Here is a 21,115-nt window from a genome sequence, read left to right on the forward strand (position 1 = left end):
GAAGGGCCCGGAACGCGCCGCCGGGGTTCCGGCGGTGCCTTCCGGGCCCGGGGCCCCGCGGGTCGTCAGCTCAGGCGCTCGAAGACGGCGGCCATGCCCTGGCCGCCGCCGACGCACATGGTCTCCAGGCCGAAGGTCCGGTCGTGGAAGCGCAGGCCGTTGATCAGCGTGCCGGTGATGCGGGCGCCGGTGCTGCCGAACGGGTGGCCGATCGCGATGGCGCCGCCGTTGACGTTGAGCTGGGAGTCGATGTCGATGCCCAGCTGGTCGGCGGAGGGCAGCACCTGCGCGGCGAAGGCCTCGTTGATCTCGACCAGGTCGATGTCGCCCATGGCCATGTTGGCGCGGGCCAGCGCCTGCCGGGAGGCCTCCACCGGGCCCAGGCCCATGATCTCCGGGCTCAGACCGGTCACGCCGGTGGACACGATGCGGGCCAGCGGGGTGATGCCCAGCTGGGCGGCCTTGGTGTCGCTCATGACGACCACGGCCGAGGCGCCGTCGTTGAGCGGGCAGGCGTTGCCCGCGGTGACGGTGCCGTCGGGGCGGAACACCGGCTTGAGCTCGGAGACCTTCTCGTAGGTGGTGCCGCGGCGGATGCCGTCGTCGGTGCTGACCACGGTGCCGTCGGGCAGGGTCACCGGGGTGATCTCCCGCTCCCAGAAGCCGTTGTCCAGGGACTTCTCGGCGAGGTTCTGCGAGCGGACCGCGAACTCGTCCTGGCGCTGGCGCGAGACGCCGGTGGCCTGGGCGACGTTCTCGGCGGTCTGGCCCATCGCGATGTAGGCGTCGGGCAGCTGGCCGTCCTCGCGCGGGTCGGTCCAGGTTCCGGCACCGCCCTCGGCGCGCTTGGCGGTGCGGGCCTTGGCGTCGTCGAAGAGCGGGTTCTCGTTGGCGCCGTCGTCGCTGCTGCCGTTGACGAACCGGCTGACGGTCTCCACGCCCGCGGAGACGAAGACGTCGCCCTCGCCCGCCTTGATGGCGTGGTAGGCCATCCGGGTGGTCTGGAGCGAGGAGGAGCAGTAGCGGGTGACCGTGGTGCCCGGGACGGTGTCCAGTCCCAGCTGGACGGCCACGATGCGGGCCATGTTGAAGCCCTGCTCGCCGCCGGGCAGGCCGCAGCCGAGCATCAGGTCGTCGATGCTGCCCGGGTCCAGCTCGGGGACCTTGGCCAGCGCCGCGCGGACGATCTGGGTGGTCAGGTCGTCCGGCCGGATGTCCTTGAGCGAGCCCTTGAAGGCGCGGCCGATGGGGGAGCGGGCGGTTGCGACGATGACTGCTTCGGGCATGGCTGCGTCCCTAACGGTTGAGGTGCTGCGTGTGGAGCTGTGGATCCGGAGGGCCGGGCGACCTGCTCCGGCCTCGGTTGTTACTGACCAGTAAACCCGTCCGGGGCCCCGCACGCCACCCGGGGCCCGTGTTCAGCCGCCCTCCCCGGAGCGGTCGGCGTTCTCGGCCGTGCGCACCCCGGCCGAACCGTTCGGGCGCCCGCGGCCGCCCCGGAGGTGGAACGGGCCCCGGACGAGCGCCGCCCAGCGTCCGTGCCTGCCGGGTGTGTCCCCGCTGACCTGGGCGTCCACCCTGGAGACCTCCGTTCCGGGGGTCCGGGCGGCCACCACGGCCGCGCGGTCCACCGGCAGGACGCCGCTGCTGCGCTCGGCGTCGTCCAGCTCGGGCAGCAGCCCCAGGGCGGCGCAGGCCGAGGGCAGGACGGCGAAGGCGGCCTGCGAGTACCCGAGAGCTGACGGATGAAAACGGTCAGGCCCGAACATGGACCCAGGGTCTGTCCGGAAATCGTCGGCCAGCACGTCGCTCATGGAGACCGCGCGGCCCCCGGCCTCGGTGACCGCGATGACCTGGGCGGCGGCGAGCTGTCGGGAGGCCAGGCGGGCCACCGAGCGCAGCGGCCAGCCGATGGGCCGGACGGTGCCCAGGTCGGGGCAGGTGCCCACCACCACCCGCGTGCCGTGGCCGACCAGTTGGCGGACTGTCTCGCGGAGCTGTGCGACGGCGTCGTTGGGGCGCACGCGGCGGATGACGTCGTTGGCGCCGACGAAGATGACCGCGAGGTCGTAGCGGGTGGCCTCCTCCAGGGCTCGGGAGCGCTCGATCTGGACGCTCAGGTTGGCCGAGGTGGTTCCGGGGGAGGCGGTGCAGCGCAGGCGCACGGGACGCTCGGCGGCCGCCGCCAGCCCCGAGGCCAGGAGGACGCCGGGGGTCTGGTCCGCCCGCTCGACCGCGAACCCGGCGGCGGTGGAGTCGCCCATCATCAGCATGCGGATCGGCGGTCCGGAGCCCTCGCCGTAGACGCCGTTGACCACGGGCCTGTCCCAGCGGGGGGAGCCGACCGCGCGCCGGGCCAGCCTGGCCTGGAGGTAGAGGAGCGCGACGGTGCCGCCGCCCACGAGCGTGAGCCCGCCGCCGCCGAACGCGGTCGCAGCGGCGATCCGTCTTGCGCGTGCGGCTCGCAGCACCGGACACCCCCGAGGCTCGGACCCGCCTGCCCTGGGCGGGACGGATACGAGCGAGGTTACCGGTGGGCAACCCCGGAATCACGTACCTGAGCGGTACACGATCCGTGCCCCGGGGTGAGACGACCGGCATGGGCGGGACAGGGGCGGACGGCCGTCTCCCCGGGCGGCGGCTCGGGGCCCGCCGGGCGTTCGGGCACCGGCCGGTCCGGCCGTCCTCCGCGGGAGGGGAGCCGGTTTCCCGTGGCAGCGGAACCCGCTGGTGGAGACCATTAGAGTCTGAACTGAGACGGGTCGGACCGGCCCACGGCCCCGGTCTCGCCACCGGGGCGAGGACATGGCGGGCCGAAACCCGGCCGCCACGACGCAGAGGGAGCGCAAGTGCGGGTATACGACTCACTGATCGACCTGGTCGGGGACACTCCGCTCGTCCGTTTGAACAAGGTCACCCAGGTCCTCGGCCCGAACGCCCCGACGGTCCTCGCCAAGGTCGAGTACTTCAACCCGGGCGGCTCGGTCAAGGACCGCATCGCGCTGCGCATGGTCGAGGCGGCCGAGAAGAGCGGCGAGCTCAGGCCGGGCGGCACCATCGTCGAGCCGACCTCGGGCAACACCGGCATCGGCCTGGCCATCGTGGCCCAGGAGAAGGGCTACCGCTGCGTCTTCGTCTGCCCGGACAAGGTCGGTCCGGACAAGCTCTCGGTCCTGCGCGCCTACGGTGCCGAGGTCGTGGTCTGCCCGACCACCGTCGCCCCCGACCACCCGGAGTCCTACTACTCCGTCTCCGACCGGCTGGCCACCGAGATCCCCGGCGCCTGGAAGCCCAACCAGTACGAGAACACGAACAACCCGGAGTCGCACTACCACAGCACCGGTCCCGAGATCTGGGAGCAGACCGAGGGCCGCATCACCCACTTCGTGGCGGGCATCGGCACCGGCGGCACCATCAGCGGTACCGGCCGCTACCTCAAGGAGGTCTCCGGCGGCGCGGTGCGCATCGTCGGCGCGGACCCCGAGGGCTCGGTCTACTCCGGCGGCTCGGGCCGCCCCTACCTGGTCGAGGGCGTGGGCGAGGACATCTGGCCCGGCACCTACGACACCTCGGTGTGCGACGACATCGTGGCGGTCAGCGACAAGGACTCCTTCCTCATGACCCGCCGCCTGGCCCGCGAGGAGGCCCTGCTGGTGGGCGGCTCCTGCGGCCTGGCCGTGGAGGCGGCCCTGCGTGTGGCCCGGGACGCCGGTCCCGACGACGTCATCGTCGTGCTGCTGCCCGACGGCGGTCGCGGCTACCTCGGCAAGATCTTCAACGACGAGTGGATGGCCGACTACGGCTTCCTGTCCGCCGAGACCGAGGAGGCCACGGCGGGCCAGGTGCTGGCCGCCAAGGGCGGCGAGATGCCCGACTTCGTGCACGCCCACCCGGACGAGACCGTCGGCACGGCCGTGGCCATCATGCGCGAGTACGGCGTCTCCCAGCTGCCGGTGATGAAGGAGGAGCCCCCGGTCATGGCCGCCGAGGTGGTCGGCTCCATCGCCGAGCGCGACCTCCTCGACGCCCTCTTCGACGGCCGCGCGCAGCTGGACGACCTGGTGGAGACCCACATGGGCAGGCCGCTGGCCACCGTGGGCACCGGCACCCCCGTGAGCGACTGCGTCCGCCTGCTGCGCGGTTCCGGCGCCCTGGTGGTGCTGCGCGACGGCAAGCCGGTGGGAATCCTCACCCGCCAGGACCTGCTGGCCCACCTGTCGGGCTGATCCCGTCCGCGGGAACCCCCGCGAGGCCGCCACGGGGCCCGGCCCGCGCTCGAACCGAGCGCGGGCCGGGCCCCGCCGTGAACCGACCGGACATGTCATCGCATACTCGGACACTGCTAATGTTCGCGACAGTTACTGATAGGTAATAAATGGGGGCACGCGTGTCGCGGCTGTTGTCCTGGGTTCTCCGCTCCGTCTGGTCGTACGCCCGTACCAAGGCCGAAATCCGCGCCGACTCCAGGGCGGCCCGCAGATTCGCGCGCTTCGGCACGGGCTCGGCGATCGCCTTCCCCACGGCCACCCTCTACGGCGAGCCCTGGATCGAGATCGGCGTGCACACCGTCCTGGGCGGGGACATGACCCTCGCCGCCGGGATGGGCCCCGACTACGACCTGGGTCCCGGGACTGTCGTGCGGATCGGCTCGGGCTGCGCCATCGGGCGCGGCTCGCACATCGTCGCCCACAGGTCCGTGGACATCGGCGACCACGTGTACACCGGCCCCTACGTCTACATCACCGACCAGAACCACGCCTACGGCAATACCGAGATTCCGGTGGGCCTCCAGTGGCCGGTGGACGACCCCGTCAGCATCGGCGACGGCACCTGGATCGGCGCGAACGCGGTGATCCTGCCCGGCGTGCACCTGGGCCGCAACTCGGTCGTGGCCGCGGGCACCGTGGTCCGGCCGGGGACCTACCCCGACCACGCCGTCATCGCCGGCGTGCCCGGGAAGGTCGTGCGCACCCACGACCCCGAACTGGGCTGGGACCCGCCGCTGCGCGAGACCGGTACCCCCACCCGGGTGCCCACCCCCGTCACCGGGCTGCCGCCGGAGGTGCCCGCCGAGCCGCCCCGGCCCGGGTCCTCCACCCGCTTCCCGCCCGCCTAGGGCAGGCCCGGCGACCCCCGGGGAAGCCGACCAGGGCGTCCTCCGGCAGCGGGGCGGCGTGCTGGCCGGAGCGAGGGCACCGAGACCCGCCCGCCGGACCGGTCCGGAAGCGGCGCTCAGAGCCTGCCGTGCGCCCGGAGCCCGCGTGTGCGGTCCACGAACTCCTCAGAAACCCCGCACACCGCCATGCTCCGGCGCAGGAGTCCGAGGTCGGCGCCGTGTTGACTGAGATGGTCCAGTATCGGGCGGTGCCGATCAGGGCGGTCGCGGAGGAACTCGGTGACCAGGCGCAGCTCCAGCCGCACGCAGTCGACGCGGTGACCGCCCGAGTCCACGGCGACGTGGTGCCGCCAGGGGCCGGGACCTTTGCACTCCCACCCGCAGCCGTCGCAGTGCTGCTCGACCGTGCTGAAGCTGAACCCGACGCCGTCCAGGCTGTAGCAGGAGAAGTACTGCCGGGACGGTTCGATCCACCTCGGCGCCACCACGCACGCCAGGCCCGCCAGCGCTTCGGCGACGGCGTCGACGTCCTCGCGCCGGGCGAGGAGGAGGTCGACGTCCCCCACAGGCAGGTCGACCCCCTGGAGGCACGCCGCGGCGGTGCCGACGAGCCGGTGGCGCAGTCCGGGGACAACGGGTCTGATCAGGTCGAATCCCGTGCGCAGCACCGCTTCCAAGTCTCGGCGGTCGCGCAGTGGCCGGGTGCGGTTCGCGTCCATGACAGACAGGATGGCCGAGGGGTCCGACACCGTAGGCCTGCGCCGCCGTGCCCGTTCGCCGGATGCGAAGAGAAGGCCCGGGCGGGCCGGTACGCGGACAGCACGGCGCCGGAGCCCCCTGGGGACCCCCCGTCATCCAGGAAACCGCGGGGAGGACCCCGGGCGCCACTCCCGGTCCGCGCCTGTGGACGGCTCCCAGACGCGCCCGCGCCCACCGGAACCGGCCTGTGGAAAACGCGATCGGTGAGGTCAGCGGGCACTAAGGTGGCCCCATGAAGTTCGACGGGTTTGAAACGCTGGCCATCCACGCGGGGCAGGAGCCGGACGCCGGGACCGGGTCCGTGGTGGTGCCGATCTACCAGACGAGCACCTACGCCCAGGACGGCGTGGGCGGTCTGCGCCAGGGCTACGAGTACTCGCGCACCGGCAACCCCACGCGCGCCGCCCTGGAGGAGTGCCTGGCCGCCCTGGAGTCCGGGGTGCGCGGCCTGGCCTTCGCCTCCGGCATGGCCGCCGAGGACACCCTGCTGCGCACGGTCCTCTCGCCCGGCGACCACCTGATCATCCCCGGCGACGCCTACGGCGGCACCTTCCGCCTGGTCTCCAAGGTGGTCGAGCGCTGGGGCGTGCAGTGGGACGCGGTCGACCAGTCCGACCCCGAGGCCGTGCGCGCGGCCGTGCGGCCCAACACCAGGGTGGTGTGGACCGAGACGCCCACCAACCCCCTGCTCAACATCACCGACATCGAGGCCGTCGCGCAGATCGCGCACGACGCCGGCGCCCTGCACGTGGTCGACAACACCTTCGCCTCGTCCTACCTCCAGCAGCCGCTGACGCTGGGCGCGGACGTGGTCGTGCACTCCACGACCAAGTACCTGGGCGGGCACTCCGACGTGGTCGGGGGAGCGCTGGTGGTCTCCGACGCCGAACTGGGCGAGCGGCTGGCCTTCCACCAGAACACCATGGGCGCCGTCCCGGGGCCCTTCGACTCCTGGCTGACCCTGCGCGGGATCAAGACCCTGGGCGTGCGCATGGACCGGCACAGCGCCAACGCCGAGAAGGTCGTGGCGGCCCTGGAGGGACACCCCGCGGTGCGCCGGGTGTTCTACCCCGGGCTGAACGCCCACCCGGGGCACAAGACCGCCGAACGGCAGATGAGGGCCTTCGGCGGCATGGTCTCCTTCGCCCTGCGCGACGGTGAGAAGGCGGCGCTCGCCCTGTGCGAGCGCACCGAGGTCTTCACCCTGGGCGAGTCCCTGGGTGGGGTGGAGTCCCTGATCGAGCACCCGGGGCGGATGACGCACGCGTCCACCGCGGGCTCCCCGCTGGAGGTCCCGGCCGACCTGGTGCGGATCTCCGTGGGCATCGAGTCCGCCGACGACCTGGTGGCGGACCTGCTCCAGGCCCTGGAGGGCTAGGGTCTGTTTTTTGAACCGGTCTCAGCTTGTGGGGGGTTGGTTCGGGCGCCCACGGGGTTCTGGAGGGGCCGGAGACGGGTTCGTGAGGAACGAGCGAACCCGTCGTAGGCGCCGAAGGTTCCCGTTCTCCGGGCGCCCGGACAAGGAAGACACCGCGCCGCAGGCGGCCGTTCCCCGGACGGGGGAGGGAGTGTTCAGGGCTCTCGGGGGCGGGGGTCGCCGCCGGGCCCGTCCACGCCGCGGCTCCGTCGCCGCGGCGTTCGTCCCGGCGTTTCCGGCTCAGACCGCAGTGGGCGTGCGGTCGGCGGAGGGGGCGGTAGGGTGCTCCCCGTCGCGGAAGCGCAGCCCCACCACGAGGCTCCCGGTGCGGGAGAGGGGAGTGCCTTCGCCGTCCTCGCGCAGGGAGCGGTAGGTGCCCCGGCGGTCCTGTCGGCGGATGCCGATGGAGACGGCGAGGAAGAACCCCGCGGCCAGGCCCAGGAGTACGACTCCGACGAGGGCGATAACGATGGGGATCATGGTGTTCTCCTCGGGGGGAAGTGCCTATCTGTGTCCTGCGTGCCCTCCTCCGGAGAGGGGGGACGCCGAGCGGTGTCTCACCGTGGTGTTTCCTTTGCGGTGCCGCGGGGGTCAGGCGCCTGGAGAGAAGGGGCGGGGGACCGTCGGTTCTCGTTCTCGGGGGCGTCCTTCCGGCGCCGTCGTGTACTTAGGGTGGCCTTCACTTAAGATGGGCCCATGTTGACCGGGTGGACCTGATCTCCTGGCGACCCGATCATCTTGTTGGTACAAGCTAGGTTGTTGGTCTCATACCCAGGCGAGGATTGATATATGCGGGCCGAAAGCAGATATCGACAGATCGCCCGAACCCTGCGGCGCGAGATCCAGGAGGGTTCCCTGCCCCGGGGCGCACAGCTGCCGTCGGAGAAGCAGTTGGAGGAGCGCTTCGAGGCGTCCCGCAACACGATCCGGCTGGCCTTGGGCATGCTGCGCAACCAGGGGCTGATCGTCAGCCGTCCCGGACGCGGGCACTACGTCCAGGACGTGGTCCCCGAGACCTTCCACGCCAACCGCGGCGGCCCCGAGGGTCTCAACGAGTCCGGTATGACCGGGCAGGTCCTGGAGGAGCTCCAGCTCCTCAGCGCCACCCCCGACATCGCCAGCCGCCTGCGCGTCCCCGAGGGCGACATGACGGTCGTCCGCCGGATGTACCGGTTCTCCGGAGAGGTCTCGGCCTCCGTCAGCACCGCCTACTACCCCATGGACCTCGTCGAGGGCACCCCGCTCATGCTGCCCGAGGACGTGGAGAGCGCCCTGTCGGTGCTGGCCGAGTACGGACAGCGCCAGGCCGGGTTCGTCGACGAGCTGGAGACCCGCATGCCCAGCCCGCAGGAGGCGGGCCAGCTCGAACTCCCGCCCGGGGTCCCGGTGCTGACCGTCCACCGGACCGACCTGTCCGAGGAACGCCCCATCCGGCTCGTGCACACCGTCTACGCGGGCCACAGCATCCGTTACCAGTACGAACACGGCAACATGAACGCCTACCACCGGGACTGAGCACACGCATGAGCACGTCGAGGAAGACGGTCGTCGCCGACCACCTGCGCGAGGCGCTGGCCAGGGGCGACTACAAGCCGGGTGAGCGGCTGCCGGGGGAGGAGGAGCTCGCCGAGCAGCTCGACGTCTCCCGCGCCACCGCCCGCCTGGGCATGCGCATCCTCCAGGACGAGGGGCGCGTCGCCATCCGGCCCGGACGCGGGGCCTTCGTCGCCGACCACCGGCCCATCGTCCACCTGGCCACGCCAGTCACGGGGGGCGGCGACTCCGAGCGCTTCGAGGCGGGTTACCAGCCCCACCTGCGCGAGGCCGGATACGACCAGGTCCAGGAGAAGATCAAGGTCAGCCTGGACACCATGCGCCCCAAGGTGGCCAAGCGGCTGCGCGGCGAGGGGCCCGAGGGCGGTACACGCGGGGACCTGGTGGTCATCCGCGCCTCCGATCGGTTCGTCGACGGCGGCCTGTGGCAGTCCCAGGTCACCTACTTCCCGTACGGCATCGCCAGCAACACCCCGCTCATGTCCCCCGAACGCCTGGAGGAGGGCGTCACCGCCGTCCTGCGGACGCTGGGGTACCGGGAGGAGTGGAACTGGGACATCGTCGGCGCCCGGATGCCCTCCCAGGACGAGGCGGACTCCTTCGGACTGGGGCCGGGCATCCCGCTGCTGGTGCAGGAGCGGGTGGTCTACGAGGGCATGCGCCCGCTGCGGTTCACCGAGACGGTCATGCCCGCCAACCGGCACCAGCTGCTCTACTCCGGCGGAGGCGCCCCCGAGGAACTGCTCGTGCTGGCCTCCGACGTCAGCATCTTCGAGCGCTGATCCGCGGCGCCCGGCTCAGCGCAGGTAGCGGTCCACCACCAGCGGTCCCAGCTCCTCGGCGCCGGCGTGCACCACCCGCGCCCCGCGCCGCCGCTCCACCAGCTCCTGGAAGGCGCGCAACCGTGGGTCGTCCGCCAGCAGGAAGAAGGTCACCTCGGCGCCCTCGCGCAAGACGGCGTCCAGCTCGGCGAAGGTCAGCTCCACCGTGCGGGGGGCCGGGGGCCAGGAGAACCGCGCGTCGCCGTCCTCGCCCAGGTGCGCGGTGGGCTCGCCGTCGGTGACCACCAGCACCTGCGGGCGCAGGCCGCCGTGGCGCCGCAGGTGGGCGCGGGCCAGCCGCAGCGCGTGGTGCAGGTTCGTTCCGGGGACGCGGCGCCAGTCGTGCGCGACCAGGGAGGCCGGGGTCAGCTCCCGCGCCCGCTCACCGAAGCCGACCAGGTGCAGCCGGTCCTGCGGGCGGCGCGTGGACACCAGGGTGTGCAGGGCCAGCGCGGTCCGGGTGGCGGCCTCGTGCAGGGACCGGGTCACCATCGAGTGGGACAGGTCCACCAGCAGGGACACGGCCGCGGCCTCCGACGGCTCCGCCCCGGCCACCCGCACGTCCTCGGCCCGCAGCGCCACGCCGCGCTCTCCGGGGCGGGCCCGGCGCAGGGCCGCCTCGCGCACGGTCGCGACCGCGTCCAGCGGCCGGTCGCCGTCCACGTCGCGGGGCAGGGAAAGGCCCGTGGGCTCCCCGCCGGGCGCGGTGCCGCCCCGGTGAGCTCCGCCGAGGACGCCGCGCCCGCGCCGGGAGGTCTCGGCCTCGCGCAGCGCCACCTCGCCCAGGCGGCGCAGCTCGCGCGGGCTCAGGCCGTGGTCGGCCCCGTCCAGGCGGGCCAGGATTCGACCGGCCTCCCCGCCCAGCAGGCCCGGCAGACGGCCCAGGGTGACGGCGTCCGCCGCGCCGAGGGCCGCGCGGTCGCCGTCGGCGTACCGGGACAGGACGTCCTCCAAAGCGGACAGCCGCCGCCGGTCCTCCTCGGCCAGCACCCCCGGGCCGCCCTCGGAACCCGCCCCCGGGTCGGTCGTGGAACCCGCCGCCTCCAGGGCCGAGGAGACCAGTGCCAGCAGCTCGCGCGCCGCCGCCACGGCCTCCTCGGGCGGCGGGTCGGGTTCGGCCAGCGGATCGGGGCCGCCCATGTACTCCCGGTACCGAAACCTCACAGGCGTCCGCCTCCCTCTCGTCCCGCGTACGCGCACCGCTCGTCCCGCGCACGCGCACCGGCTACCTTCCCGATCCGGGAACCGGCAGTCCTGGCCGGGCGAGCCGACCACCGAACGGCCGCGCCCGAGCGGGCCCCGGAGCACGGCCGTGTCCGAGAGGCCCCCGGCGCGCGGTCCCCTCCGGAGAGCACCGCCTGGAAACCGCCTAGAAGCGGTAGACCCCTCCGTCGGGAAGCACGTCCTTGGACAGGCGGCGTTCCAGGTACAGGCCCTCCAGCGCGAACTCCACCACCGCGGCGGCCAGTCCCGGGGTCGGCGGGCCGTCCTCGTCCTCGGGGGCCGCGTGCCCGATCATCGCCGCGAGCCCCGGCACCGCGCCCACCCGCCGCAGCAGCTCGGCGGCGCCCACCAGGTCGCCGGTCTCCACCGTGCCGCCGCCCGAGAAGCGGTCGGCGAGCCCGGACAGGTCCGCCGTCCCCAGGCGTTCGCGGAACACCTCCGCCACCGCCCGGCGCAGCAGCGCGTGCAGGATCTCCGCCTCGCGGCCCTCACAGCCCATCTCGAACTCGACCTTGCCGAGCAGCGGCTCCACCGCGGCGGGCAGGTCGCACACCCGGGCCACCGGGACCTCCTCGCCGCTCAGGGCCGCCCGGCGCAGCGCCGACGCCGCCACCGTCTCGGCCGCGGACACCGAGAAGCGCACCGACACCCCGGAACGGGCGTCCACCTTCTTGGAGGCGCGCACCAGCCGGGTGAAGCGCGCCACGGCCTCCAACAGGTGCGAGGGCACCGTCGTGCCCTCGGGCAGGGCCGCCTCCTGGCGGACGAGCGCCAGTTCGTCGGCCAGGGTCAGCGGGTAGTGGGTGCGCACCTGCGCGCCGAAGCGGTCCTTGAGCGGGGTGACGATGCGTCCCCGGCTCGTGTAGTCCTCCGGGTTCGCGCTCGCCACCAGCAGCAGGTCCAGCGGCAGCCGCAGGTTGTAGCCGCGCACCTGGAGGTCGCGCTCCTCCAGCACGTTGAACAGCGCCACCTGGGCCCGCGCGGGCAGGTCGGGCAGCTCGTTGACGCAGAACACGCCCCGGTTGGCCCGCGGCACCAGGCCGTAGTGGATGGTCTCGGGATCGCCCAGGGAGCGCCCCTGCGCCAGCCGCGCCGGGTCCACGTCGCCGACCAGCTCGCCCACGCCGGTGTCGGGCGTGCCCAGCTTCTCCCCGTAACGCTCCGAGCGGTGCCGCCACACGACCGGCAGGCCGTCGCCCTCCTGCGTCGAACGGCGCACGCAGGCCGGGCAGACCGGCGCGTAGGGGTGGTCGTTGACCGGGCACCCGGCCACCGCCGGGGACCACTCGTCCAGCAGGGTCGCCAGGGTCCGGATCAGCCGGGTCTTGCCCTGGCCGCGCTCGCCCAGCAGGACGATGTCGTGTCCGGCCAGCAGGGCCCGCTCCACCTGCGGCAGCACGGTGGTGTCGAACCCGTGCACCCCGGGGAACCGGGGCCGTCCCGAGCCCATCCGCCGCAGCAGGTTCTCCCGCACCTCGGCGGCGACCGGCCGGTGGACGTGCCCGGACTCGCGCAGGTCCGCGCGGGTGCGCGGAAGCGGGGGCGGGGCGGACGATGGGGGTTCGGGGAGGGCGCTCACCCCACGAACCTATCCACAGCCGTCAAGGAGCGTCTGGTTTCCGGGGTTGGCGTGCTGTTTCCTGGATACAAGGGGGCCCAGGGGCTCCGGCCGCACCGTGCTGCCCGCACGCCGCACCGCCGCCGGAGTCCGTGTCCGTTCACCGGAAAACCTCCTGTTCGACGCCGAGGTGGAAGAATGGGACGTGACGGTGGAGTCCTGCGTCCGGCCGCGACGGCCGGCGAAACCGGGGGTGGCAGCTGGTGGCACGGTTCGGCGATGCACTGACGACGGGGGCGGACCTCGTGAACGCGGCCGAGCGCGCCGTACTGAGCGCCCTGGAACAGGTGGACGGCCCTACCGACCTGGTGTGTTTCTTCGTCTGCGGCGCCGACCCCGAGGAGGTCACCCTCGCGGGCAAGCGCGTCATGGAGCTGGCGGGCGACGCGGCCACCCTCGGATGCAGTTCCACCGGGGTCATCGGCGGCGGCCGCAGCGTCGAGGGGCAGGGCTCGGTCAGCGTGTGGTGCGCCGGTCTGCCCGGTGTGGAGATCACCCCGTTCCGGCTGGACACCGTGGTCGAGGACGACCACCTGGCCGTCATCGGCATGCAGGAGCCCGGCCCCCGCGACAGCGTGGCCATCCTGCTCACCAACCCCTACGAGTTCCCCACCCAGGCCTTCGTCCGCGAGTCCACCGAGGCCCTCGGCGGGCTGCCCCTCGTCGGCGGCATGGCCGACGGCATGCGCGGCGAGGAGTCGGTGCGGCTCTTCTGCGACGGCGAGGTGGCCGAGCACGGCGCCATCGGCGTCCTCGTCGGCGGGGAGAACGTCCTCGGCACCGTCGTGAGTCAGGGCTGCCGCCCCATTGGCTCGCCCATGACCGTCACCAAGGCCGAGGGCAACCTCCTGCTCGAACTCGCGGGCACCAACGCCTACGAGAAGCTGGAGGAGCTGGTCGAGTCCCTCTCCGAGGAGGACCGCGAACTCGCCGAGCACGGCCTGCACATCGGCATCGCCATGGACGAGTACGTGGACCGCCACGAGCAGGGCGACTTCCTCATCCGCACCCTGGCCGGAGCCGACCCCGAACTCGGGGCCCTCACAGTCGACGACATGGTCGAGGTCGGCCAGACCGTCCGCTTCCAGGTCCGCGACGCCGGTACCGCGGACGAGGACCTGGCCCGCCGCCTCAGCGACTTCGGCGCCGAGCACCCCGTCGGCGCCGGTCTGCTCTTCTCCTGCAACGGCCGCGGATCCTCCCTCTTCCCGCAGTCCGACCACGACGTCCTGGCCGTCCACCGCGTCCTCGGCGTCGAGGCCGTCGCCGGGTTCTTCGCCGCGGGCGAGATCGGCCCGGTCGGCGGGGTCAACCACGTGCACGGGTTCACCGCCTGCCTGCTGGCCTTCGCCTAGAACGCCTGCTCCCCCGCACCGGCCGCGCGGCCGATGCGGGGGAGCAGGGGCCGTGTCCGCCGCCACCGGGAGCCGGGCCGCGCCCTTTCCCGGCACAGGCTCCACCGTGTTCCCGAGTCGGACTTTTACCGCTGTGAGACCGACACCCGACACGTGCTGCTTGAGTGCGTTCGCGACGGATTGCTTACTGGGAGTGTCCATCTCGGTAACTCCACGTGTTTGGCAGGGCGGGAATGTCCCACACGAGGCGCGAGCGCGCCAGAAGCACCGCGAAGACCCTGGCGTCCCTGGGCGCCCTCGTGCTCCTCGCGCCCCCGCCCCCGGTCCCGGCGCTCGCGGAGGAGGGCTGGCTGCGCCAGGAACCGGGCTCCGCCGACCGGATCGGCCTGGTCCTGGAGTCCGGAGCGCTGCGCCTGGACGACGACGCGGGCCACGCGCCCGGGATCGTGGCCCGGTGGGAACCGGAGTCCCGGCGCGGCGGCCTGGCGGTCTTCCCGCCGCAGCCGCTGGAGGCCCCGGCCGACACCGTGGACGTGCGGGTGCGAACGGAGGGCGACCCCGCGGAGGTGGACACCGAGCTGCGCGGCGGCCGGGCCGACGGGGCGTGGACCGAGTGGCACCCCGTCGGGGGCGGGCGGGTGACGCTGCCGCACGAGGTCGCGCGCGTGCAGCTGCGGGTGCGGGTCAGCGGGGAGGGGACCGGCCTCACGGGCCTGCGGATCCGCCCGCTGGAGGAGGACGGGGAGCCGCCCCAGGACGGTGGCACCGGGGGGCCGTCGCAGGACGGCGGTATCGAGGGTCCCGACGACCGCGCCGGACCGTTCTCGGCCACCCTCTTCGCCACCCGTATCGGCCTGGTCGGCAACACCACCGCCAACGGCCACAGGATCCGCGAGAACGACCACTTCGCCGCCCTGCCCTCGCGCCGGGGCCTGGCGGTCCGGGGCGGCGGCGAGTACACGGTACGGGTGTGCACCACCGGTGCCCTGGGTCCCGAGGGGCGGGGCGACACCGAGAACCACCGGCCGCGCTGCGCCTACCTGCCGGTCTGGGACGTGGGGCCCTGGAACACCAGGGACGACCACTGGAACGCCGAACGCGAGACCTGGCCCGACCTGGCACGGGGGCGCCCGCAGGCGCAGGCGGCCTACACGCTGGGGCACAACGGCGGTCTCGACGGGTTCGGGCGGCGGGTGCGCAACCCGGCGGGCATCGACCTGGCCGACGGAGCGTTCCGGCAGGGGCTGGAGCTGCCCACCAACGGATGGGTGCGGGTCGACTACCTGTGGACCGGCGAGTACCGCAGGCGCGCGCGGATCACCGCGTCCGACCAGCGGCACCCCGTGGTCGTGCGCGGGGGGCCGGGGCTGGAGTACGAGCCGATGGGCCTGGCCGCGCACAGCGCCAACGTCGACGTGGCCTGTCAGGCCGTCGGCGACGCGATGGCGGGGACGTTCGGGACGAGTCGCGCCTGGTACCGGATCGGGGAGGGCGACTACGTCCCGGCCGTGTTCGCCGACGGCGGGGCGGACGCCCCGGCCTGCGCGGAGCCGTGAGGCGGGGGCGCTCCGGGGCGGCGCGCAGCCGTGGGACGGCGCGTCGGCGGTATGCGGGCGGCACGGGGTGGCCGGGGCGGGACCCGTCCTTCGCCACGTTAGGCCCCGGCTGGTCCGCGCCGACAGGGGGAGTTCCCGCCTGTGGACAACCCTGCTGTGCACCCGGCGACGGGCGTCTCAGGTGCGGATGACCACGGTCCCGGCGACCCGGTCGTGCAGGGCGCGCCTCTCTTCGCCGAGCGCGGCCATGGATTCGGCCAGCGTGAAGATGTGGCCCACGACGGGCAGGGACTGCGGGAAGCCGAAGAACGCGGAGCGGCCCATCGCCTGTCCCTGGCCGAGCCCGCCGCCGTCGGCGGCGTCGACCACCTTGATCCCCACCATCATCTTGCCGAGCGTGCGCCCCCAGGTGACCAGGTACAGCCAGTCGTAGAAGAACAGCAGCAGACCCCACCCGAACACGAACAGCAGCGCCCACAGGGTGCCCTCGGCGTCGGTGGTCTGGTCGCTGCCGGTCAGGATCACCGTCACGAAGGCCATCAGGATGAAGAACGCGACCGCGGCGATCACCACGAGGACGTAGTCGATGGCGCGGGCGGCCAGGCGGCGGCCGAACGTGGCCATCTCCGGCGCCGGCGCCGGGAACGGGCCCGGCACCGGACCCGGGAACGCGCCCTGCCCCGGCAGGCCCCATCCGGTGCCCGGAGGGGGCACGCCATGGCCGGGCACGGGGCCGCCGGGGCTCCACCCCCCGTTCGGGGGCGGGTACGCGCCGGGACGGGGTTCCTGGGGGTTCCAGTGGGGCGAGGACATGTCGGCAGGGAATCCCTCGGTTGGTCGGACCGGCGGCCGGGGAAGCCGCCGCGGGAGTGTGCTTCGAGACTACGACGCGGGGAACCCTCCGGGGGATCCCCCGCCGCACACGCGAAGGGGCGCCCCCGGCCGGGGGCGCCCCAAAGCGGCGGGGGCGGTAGGACACCGCCCCCGTGATCGCCGAACCGTCGCTACATGCCGGTGTAGGGCACGGCGTCGATGATCTCGACGCCCAGGCTCTTGCCGTTGGGCAGCGTGTAGCTGACGTTCTCCCCCACGCGCTTGCCGTTGATGGCGGAGCCCAGCGGTGACCTGGGCGAGTACACGTCGATGGGAGAGCCGCTCTCCTCGCGGGAAGCGAGCAGGAAGGTGACCTCGTCGTCGTCCCCGTCGAACTTGACGGTGACGGTCATGCCGGGGCCGACCACGCCCTCGGTGTGGGGCGCCTCGCCGACCCGCGCGGTGCGCAGGATCTCGGTGAGCTGGAGGATGCGGGCCTCCATCTTGCCCTGCTCCTCCTTGGCGGCGTGGTAGCCGCCGTTCTCCTTGAGGTCGCCCTCTTCCCGGGCCGCCTCGATCTTCTCCGCGATCTCGATGCGCCCACTCCCCGACAGGTGGTCCAGCTCGGACTTGAGCCGGTCGTACGCCTCCTGGGTGAGCCAGGTGACGTTGTCATCGCGGGTCTGGGTCACGGGAACTCCTTGTGTACTAGTAGCAAAGGCCACCAGGCGGCCAGAGCTGAACTTACGAGAATATCACCGTGCGTCGTGACACACGGGTTCCCGCGGTTCGGCGGTGCCTCCGGAGCCGGGCTAAGGGGCTCGGTGGATCAGTCCTGCGAACCTTGTTCCCTGCACGAGGCCACTTCTACCGTGGCGGCCTGACGAACCGTCTCAACGGTCGTGGTGACCATCCGGTTCCCGGCCTCGGCCTCGGAACGCGTCTGGCCCACCTCGACGAGCTGTTCGTCCAGCGCCACGATCAGGCACTCGGCGCCGCTCCTGCTGTTCACCTCGTAACTGATGGTGGCCTCCTCGGGCGTGGGCGCCGAGAAGGTGATGACCTGGTGGTACACGCCGCCGCCCAGACCGCTGAAGTTCATCACGGAGTAGCCCCAGCCGACCGCGCACGTCACCGCGAAGAGGGTGGCGATGACGAAGAAGACCGGTCCGTTCCCGTGGCGCTTGCGCAGCGCGGGAGCGGTACTGGCCGAGGAGTCGGCCGCTGTGTCGGCCGTGGCTTCGGCGCTCTTCACGGCGTCTTCCTCCGGGGTCGGCTGCATCGGGAATCTCCGAACAAGGGGACGGTGTTGTCTAAGATATCCCCGACCTGACAGCCTCCCCACGCGCCCCGCGCGGAAGTCGTCCGAGCCTGTGTACCGGGGGGAGCCGGACGGCCGCGCCCCCGCGTCCGTCCACCTAGTCAAGGAGACCCTTCGTTGTCCGAGCGCCTGCGGCTCATGGCCGTTCATGCCCACCCCGATGACGAGTCCAGCAAGGGCGCGGCCACCATGGCCCGCTACGTGGAGGAGGGCGTCGACGTGCTCGTTGTCACCATGACCGGTGGCGAGCGCGGTGACATCCTCAACCCCGCGATGGAGCGTCCCGATATCCGCGAGAACATCGCGCAGGTGCGCCGAGAGGAGATGGAGCGGGCCAGGGAGATCCTCGGCGTCCAGCAGGAGTTCGCCGGTTTCGTCGACTCCGGCCTGCCCGAGGGCGACCCGCTGCCGCCCCTGCCCGAGGGATGTTTCGCCACCCTCCCGGTGGAGGAGGGCGCCGCGCCCCTCGTGGAGTCCATCCGCAGGTTCCGGCCGCACGTCATCCTCACCTACGACGAGAACGGCGGTTACCCGCACCCCGACCACATCATGACCCACAAGGTGTCGATGCACGCCTTCGACACCGCGGGCGACCCCGACGCCTACCCGGACGCGGGCGACCCCTGGCAGCCGCTCAAGCTGTACTACTTCGTCTCCTTCCCGCCCGAGCGGTTCGAGGCCCTGGCCGACGTGCTGGCCGCGCGCGGCCTGGAGAACCCCTTCGAGGAGTGGATGAAGCGGATCGCGGACCGCGACCGCCCCCGCTGGGAGATCACCACGCGCGTGCACTGCAGCGAGTACTTCGACGTCGCCGACGAGGCGCTCAAGGCGCACGCCACCCAGGTGGACCCCAACGGGTTCTGGTTCGCCGTGCCCAACGAGGTCGTCGCGGAGGCCTGGCCGAGTGAGGACTACCACCTGGTGCGCTCGCTGGTGGACACCGAGGTCCCGGAGAAGGACCTCTTCGCGGGTGTCCGAGAAGCAGTGAGAGTATGAGTGGTATGAACACCCTTCTCACGTCCGCGACGGTGCTGGCGGGCGACTTCCAGCTCGACAGGGACACCGTGACCCCCGGTGTGCTCGGCTTCCTCGTCATCTTCGTGATCGGCGTCGGACTGTACTTCCTCATGCGCAGTCTCATGGGCAAGCTCCGCGCCCTGCCCAAGGACGACGACTTCGGCGCGAGGAACGCGGCCTCCGACGACGGCGGGTCGGCCGACGCCGCGCAGGTCTCCGCCGAGGACACCGCTCCGCGGACCTGAGGAGACGCCCCCCGCCCTGCCCCGGCGGGACGGCGTGTCCGGGCCCACCGCCCGGACCGGACGCCTCGGGGCGCTCCCGCGCCCGCCGGGCGGGCGTGCGACCCCCTCCCGGGCGGTGGCCCGCGTCCTGCTCCGGCGGGTGCGCGACATCCCACCGCCCCGGGTGGCGGAGTTCACGGACGCCCGGCCGGCTCCGTGCCGCGGACCCCGCTCCGGCGGGTGCGCGACGCCCCGCGGCCCCGGATGGCAGAGTTGGGGTATGCCCAACCGCCTGAGCGACGCGACCAGCCCCTACCTGTTGCAGCACGCCGACAACCCCGTGGAGTGGTGGCCCTGGGGTGAGGAGGCCCTGGCCGAGGCGCGTCGGCGCGACGTGCCCCTCCTCGTCTCCGTCGGCTACGCTGCCTGCCACTGGTGCCACGTGATGGCCCACGAGTCCTTCGAGGACGAGGCGACCGCGGCCCTGATGAACAGCCTCTTCGTCAACGTCAAGGTGGACCGCGAGGAGCGCCCCGACGTCGACGCCGTCTACATGGAGGCGACCCAGGCCATGACCGGCCAGGGAGGCTGGCCCATGACCGTGTTCGCCACCCCTGATGGCGCCCCGTTCTACTGCGGCACCTACTTCCCGCGCGAGCACTTCCAGCGCCTGCTGCGGGGCGTGGCCGACGCCTGGCGGGACCAGCGCTCCGAACTGGTCGGCCAGGGCGCGCGCGTGGTGGAGGCGCTCAGCGGCCCGCGCACCCTGGCCGCCGCGCCGCCGCCCTCCGCGGACCGGCTCGACCTGGCCGTCCGCGCGCTGGTGCGCGACTACGACAGCGCCCACGGCGGTTTCGGCACCGCGCCCAAGTTCCCGCCGTCGATGCTGCTCTCCTTCCTCACCGCGCAGGACGAGCGCACCCGGCCCCTGCGGAGCTCGGACGAGTCCACGCCCGCCTGGCTCATGGCCAGCGGCACCGCCCTGGCCATGGCGCAGGGCGGCATGTACGACCAGCTCGGCGGCGGTTTCGCCCGTTACTCGGTGGACCGCGAGTGGACCGTGCCGCACTTCGAGAAGATGCTGTACGACAACGCCCTGCTGCTGCGCGCCTACGCCCGGATGGGCCGCCGCCCCTCGGGGCCGGGGGTCTCCGACGCCGACACCCACGCCCTGCTGCGCCGGATCGCCGGGGAGACCGCCGACTGGATGCTGCGCGACCTGCGCACGCCCGAGGGCGGGTTCGCCTCCGCGCTGGACGCCGACAGCGAGGGCGAGGAGGGCACCTACTACGTGTGGACGCCCGCCCAGCTGAGGGAGGTCCTGGGCGAGGAGGACGCCGCCTTCGCCGCCGAGGTGTTCGGCGTGACCGAGGAGGGCACCTTCGAGCGCGGCGCCTCCGTGCTCCAGCTGCCCGTCCCGCCCGCCGACGCCTGGCGCTACCAGCGGGTCCGCGAGGCCCTGCTGGCGGCCCGCGCCGAGCGGGTCGCCCCCGCCCGCGACGACAAGGTGGTGGCGGCCTGGAACGGTCTGGCGGTCGCCGCGCTGGCCGAGGCCGGGGTGCTGCTGGAGCGGCCCGACCTGGTGGAGGCCGCCCGTGAGACCGCGGACCTGCTGCTGCGCGTGCACCTGCGGGACGGGCGCCTGGCCCGCACCTCCAGGGACGGGCGCGCGGGCACCAGCGCCGGGGTGCTGGAGGACTACGCCGACGTCGCCGAGGGGCTGCTCGCCCTGCACGGCGTGACCGGGGAGGCGCGCTACGCGCACGAGGCCGGGCGCCTGCTGGACACCGTCCTGGAGCGCTTCGGCGACGGCTCCGGCGGGTTCTACGACACCGCCGACGACGCCGAGCGCCTCTTCAACCGCCCCCAGGACCCCACCGACAACGTCACGCCGTCCGGCCGGTCGGCGGCGGCGTCCGCGCTGCTCACCTACGCCGCGCTGACCGGCTCCGAGCGCCACCGCACGGCCGCCGAGGAGGCGCTGTCCCCGGTGGCGGTGCTGGCGGAGAAGGCCGCCCGGTTCGCCGGATGGGGCCTGGCCACCGGCGAGGCCCTCCTGACCGGGCCGCGCGCCGTCGCGGTGGTGGGCGACCCCGGTGACCCCGGGACCGCGGAGCTGGTGCGCGCCGCACTGGTCTGGGCGCCGCTGGGCACCGTGCTCTCGCGCGGCGACGGCCGTGACGACGGCGGGGTGCCCCTGCTGCGCGACCGCGCGCCGGTGGGTGGGCGACCGACCGCCTACGTGTGCGAGGGCTTCGTGTGCAAGCTCCCGGTCACCTCGCCCGAGGACCTGCGGGAGCAGCTGCTGGCCTGACGGGTG

19 protein-coding genes are annotated in these 21,115 nt (G+C 73.2%); 10 read left to right on the plus strand and 9 right to left on the minus strand.

Annotated features, from left to right (window positions below; genetic code table 11):
* Positions 1–65: 65 nt before the first annotated feature.
* Together ACSTA4_RS04260 and ACSTA4_RS04265 are read right to left on the minus strand one after the other, a co-directional pair.
* Entirely contained in the window at positions 66–1,286 is a 1,221-nt protein-coding gene (locus ACSTA4_RS04260) for an acetyl-CoA C-acetyltransferase (protein ID WP_248773552.1), read from the minus strand.
* Between the two features lie 132 nt (positions 1,287–1,418).
* Positions 1,419–2,471: an SGNH/GDSL hydrolase family protein gene (locus tag ACSTA4_RS04265; protein WP_444962484.1), complete on the minus strand. Its 1,053-nt coding sequence runs from the start codon at positions 2,469–2,471 to the stop codon at positions 1,419–1,421.
* A 378-nt stretch (positions 2,472–2,849) separates the two neighbouring features.
* Here ACSTA4_RS04265 and ACSTA4_RS04270 point away from each other — a divergent pair, with 378 nt between their 5' ends.
* Both ACSTA4_RS04270 and ACSTA4_RS04275 read left to right on the plus strand, forming a co-directional pair.
* The gene (locus tag ACSTA4_RS04270; protein WP_248773554.1) at positions 2,850–4,226 is read left to right on the plus strand and encodes a cystathionine beta-synthase; all 1,377 of its coding nucleotides are present in this window, start codon (positions 2,850–2,852) and stop codon (positions 4,224–4,226) included.
* A 149-nt stretch (positions 4,227–4,375) separates the two neighbouring features.
* Positions 4,376–5,116 (plus strand): acyltransferase, encoded by a 741-nt coding sequence (locus ACSTA4_RS04275; protein WP_130396426.1) that lies wholly within the window; start codon positions 4,376–4,378, stop codon positions 5,114–5,116.
* A gap of 116 nt (positions 5,117–5,232) precedes the next feature.
* Here ACSTA4_RS04275 and ACSTA4_RS04280 read toward each other — a convergent pair whose 3' ends face one another.
* The gene (locus ACSTA4_RS04280) at positions 5,233–5,835 is read right to left on the minus strand and encodes a hypothetical protein (protein ID WP_444962485.1); all 603 of its coding nucleotides are present in this window, start codon (positions 5,833–5,835) and stop codon (positions 5,233–5,235) included.
* Positions 5,836–6,107: 272 nt separating this feature from the next.
* Here ACSTA4_RS04280 and ACSTA4_RS04285 point away from each other — a divergent pair, with 272 nt between their 5' ends.
* Positions 6,108–7,253 (plus strand): cystathionine gamma-synthase, encoded by a 1,146-nt coding sequence (locus ACSTA4_RS04285; RefSeq protein ID WP_444962486.1) that lies wholly within the window; start codon positions 6,108–6,110, stop codon positions 7,251–7,253.
* 279 nt (positions 7,254–7,532) lie between these two features.
* Here ACSTA4_RS04285 and ACSTA4_RS04290 read toward each other — a convergent pair whose 3' ends face one another.
* Positions 7,533–7,772, minus strand: coding sequence for a hypothetical protein (locus ACSTA4_RS04290; protein ID WP_444962487.1), 240 nt, complete (start codon positions 7,770–7,772; stop codon positions 7,533–7,535).
* Positions 7,773–8,081: 309 nt separating this feature from the next.
* On the opposite strand from ACSTA4_RS04290, the gene ACSTA4_RS04295 reads away from it, so the two are divergent.
* Positions 8,082–8,807: a GntR family transcriptional regulator gene (locus tag ACSTA4_RS04295; RefSeq protein WP_212641496.1), complete on the plus strand. Its 726-nt coding sequence runs from the start codon at positions 8,082–8,084 to the stop codon at positions 8,805–8,807.
* Between the two features lie 8 nt (positions 8,808–8,815).
* Positions 8,816–9,628, plus strand: coding sequence for a GntR family transcriptional regulator (locus ACSTA4_RS04300; RefSeq protein ID WP_444962488.1), 813 nt, complete (start codon positions 8,816–8,818; stop codon positions 9,626–9,628).
* A 15-nt stretch (positions 9,629–9,643) separates the two neighbouring features.
* Here the strand turns inward: ACSTA4_RS04300 and ACSTA4_RS04305 are convergent, their stop codons facing one another.
* Complete coding sequence (locus ACSTA4_RS04305) at positions 9,644–10,831, minus strand: VWA domain-containing protein (protein WP_444962489.1); 1,188 nt, start codon at positions 10,829–10,831, stop codon at positions 9,644–9,646.
* Positions 10,832–11,036: 205 nt separating this feature from the next.
* Complete coding sequence (locus ACSTA4_RS04310; protein WP_444962490.1) at positions 11,037–12,470, minus strand: sigma 54-interacting transcriptional regulator; 1,434 nt, start codon at positions 12,468–12,470, stop codon at positions 11,037–11,039.
* Between the two features lie 242 nt (positions 12,471–12,712).
* Between ACSTA4_RS04310 and ACSTA4_RS04315 the strand changes: the two genes are divergently transcribed.
* Positions 12,713–13,864, plus strand: coding sequence for an FIST signal transduction protein (locus ACSTA4_RS04315; RefSeq protein ID WP_444962491.1), 1,152 nt, complete (start codon positions 12,713–12,715; stop codon positions 13,862–13,864).
* Positions 13,865–14,097: 233 nt separating this feature from the next.
* Positions 14,098–15,420 (plus strand): hypothetical protein, encoded by a 1,323-nt coding sequence (locus ACSTA4_RS04320; protein WP_444962492.1) that lies wholly within the window; start codon positions 14,098–14,100, stop codon positions 15,418–15,420.
* Between the two features lie 177 nt (positions 15,421–15,597).
* Here ACSTA4_RS04320 and ACSTA4_RS04325 read toward each other — a convergent pair whose 3' ends face one another.
* The 3 genes from ACSTA4_RS04325 to ACSTA4_RS04335 form a co-directional block, all read right to left on the minus strand.
* Positions 15,598–16,044, minus strand: a complete 447-nt coding sequence (locus ACSTA4_RS04325) for an RDD family protein (protein WP_248773562.1) — start codon at positions 16,042–16,044, stop codon at positions 15,598–15,600.
* Positions 16,045–16,424: 380 nt separating this feature from the next.
* A complete protein-coding gene (gene greA / locus ACSTA4_RS04330) occupies positions 16,425–16,925 on the minus strand; it encodes a transcription elongation factor GreA (protein WP_013151152.1) in 501 nt (166 codons plus the stop codon).
* A gap of 137 nt (positions 16,926–17,062) precedes the next feature.
* A complete protein-coding gene (locus tag ACSTA4_RS04335) occupies positions 17,063–17,515 on the minus strand; it encodes a DUF4307 domain-containing protein (RefSeq protein ID WP_047867853.1) in 453 nt (150 codons plus the stop codon).
* Between the two features lie 156 nt (positions 17,516–17,671).
* Here ACSTA4_RS04335 and mca point away from each other — a divergent pair, with 156 nt between their 5' ends.
* The 3 genes from mca to ACSTA4_RS04350 all read left to right on the plus strand — a co-directional run bounded on the left by mca (position 17,672) and on the right by ACSTA4_RS04350 (position 21,109).
* On the plus strand, positions 17,672–18,550 hold the full coding sequence (gene mca / locus ACSTA4_RS04340; protein WP_212641489.1) for a mycothiol conjugate amidase Mca: 879 nt from the start codon (positions 17,672–17,674) through the stop codon (positions 18,548–18,550).
* Positions 18,551–18,555: 5 nt separating this feature from the next.
* Positions 18,556–18,816 carry a hypothetical protein gene (locus tag ACSTA4_RS04345; RefSeq protein ID WP_444962493.1) on the plus strand — a complete coding sequence of 87 codons (261 nt, stop codon included), beginning with the start codon at positions 18,556–18,558 and terminating at the stop codon, positions 18,814–18,816.
* A gap of 259 nt (positions 18,817–19,075) precedes the next feature.
* Positions 19,076–21,109 carry a thioredoxin domain-containing protein gene (locus tag ACSTA4_RS04350; protein ID WP_444962494.1) on the plus strand — a complete coding sequence of 678 codons (2,034 nt, stop codon included), beginning with the start codon at positions 19,076–19,078 and terminating at the stop codon, positions 21,107–21,109.
* The last annotated feature ends 6 nt before the right edge of the window (positions 21,110–21,115 follow it).

It is taken from the genome of Nocardiopsis sp. M1B1, assembly GCF_052466615.1.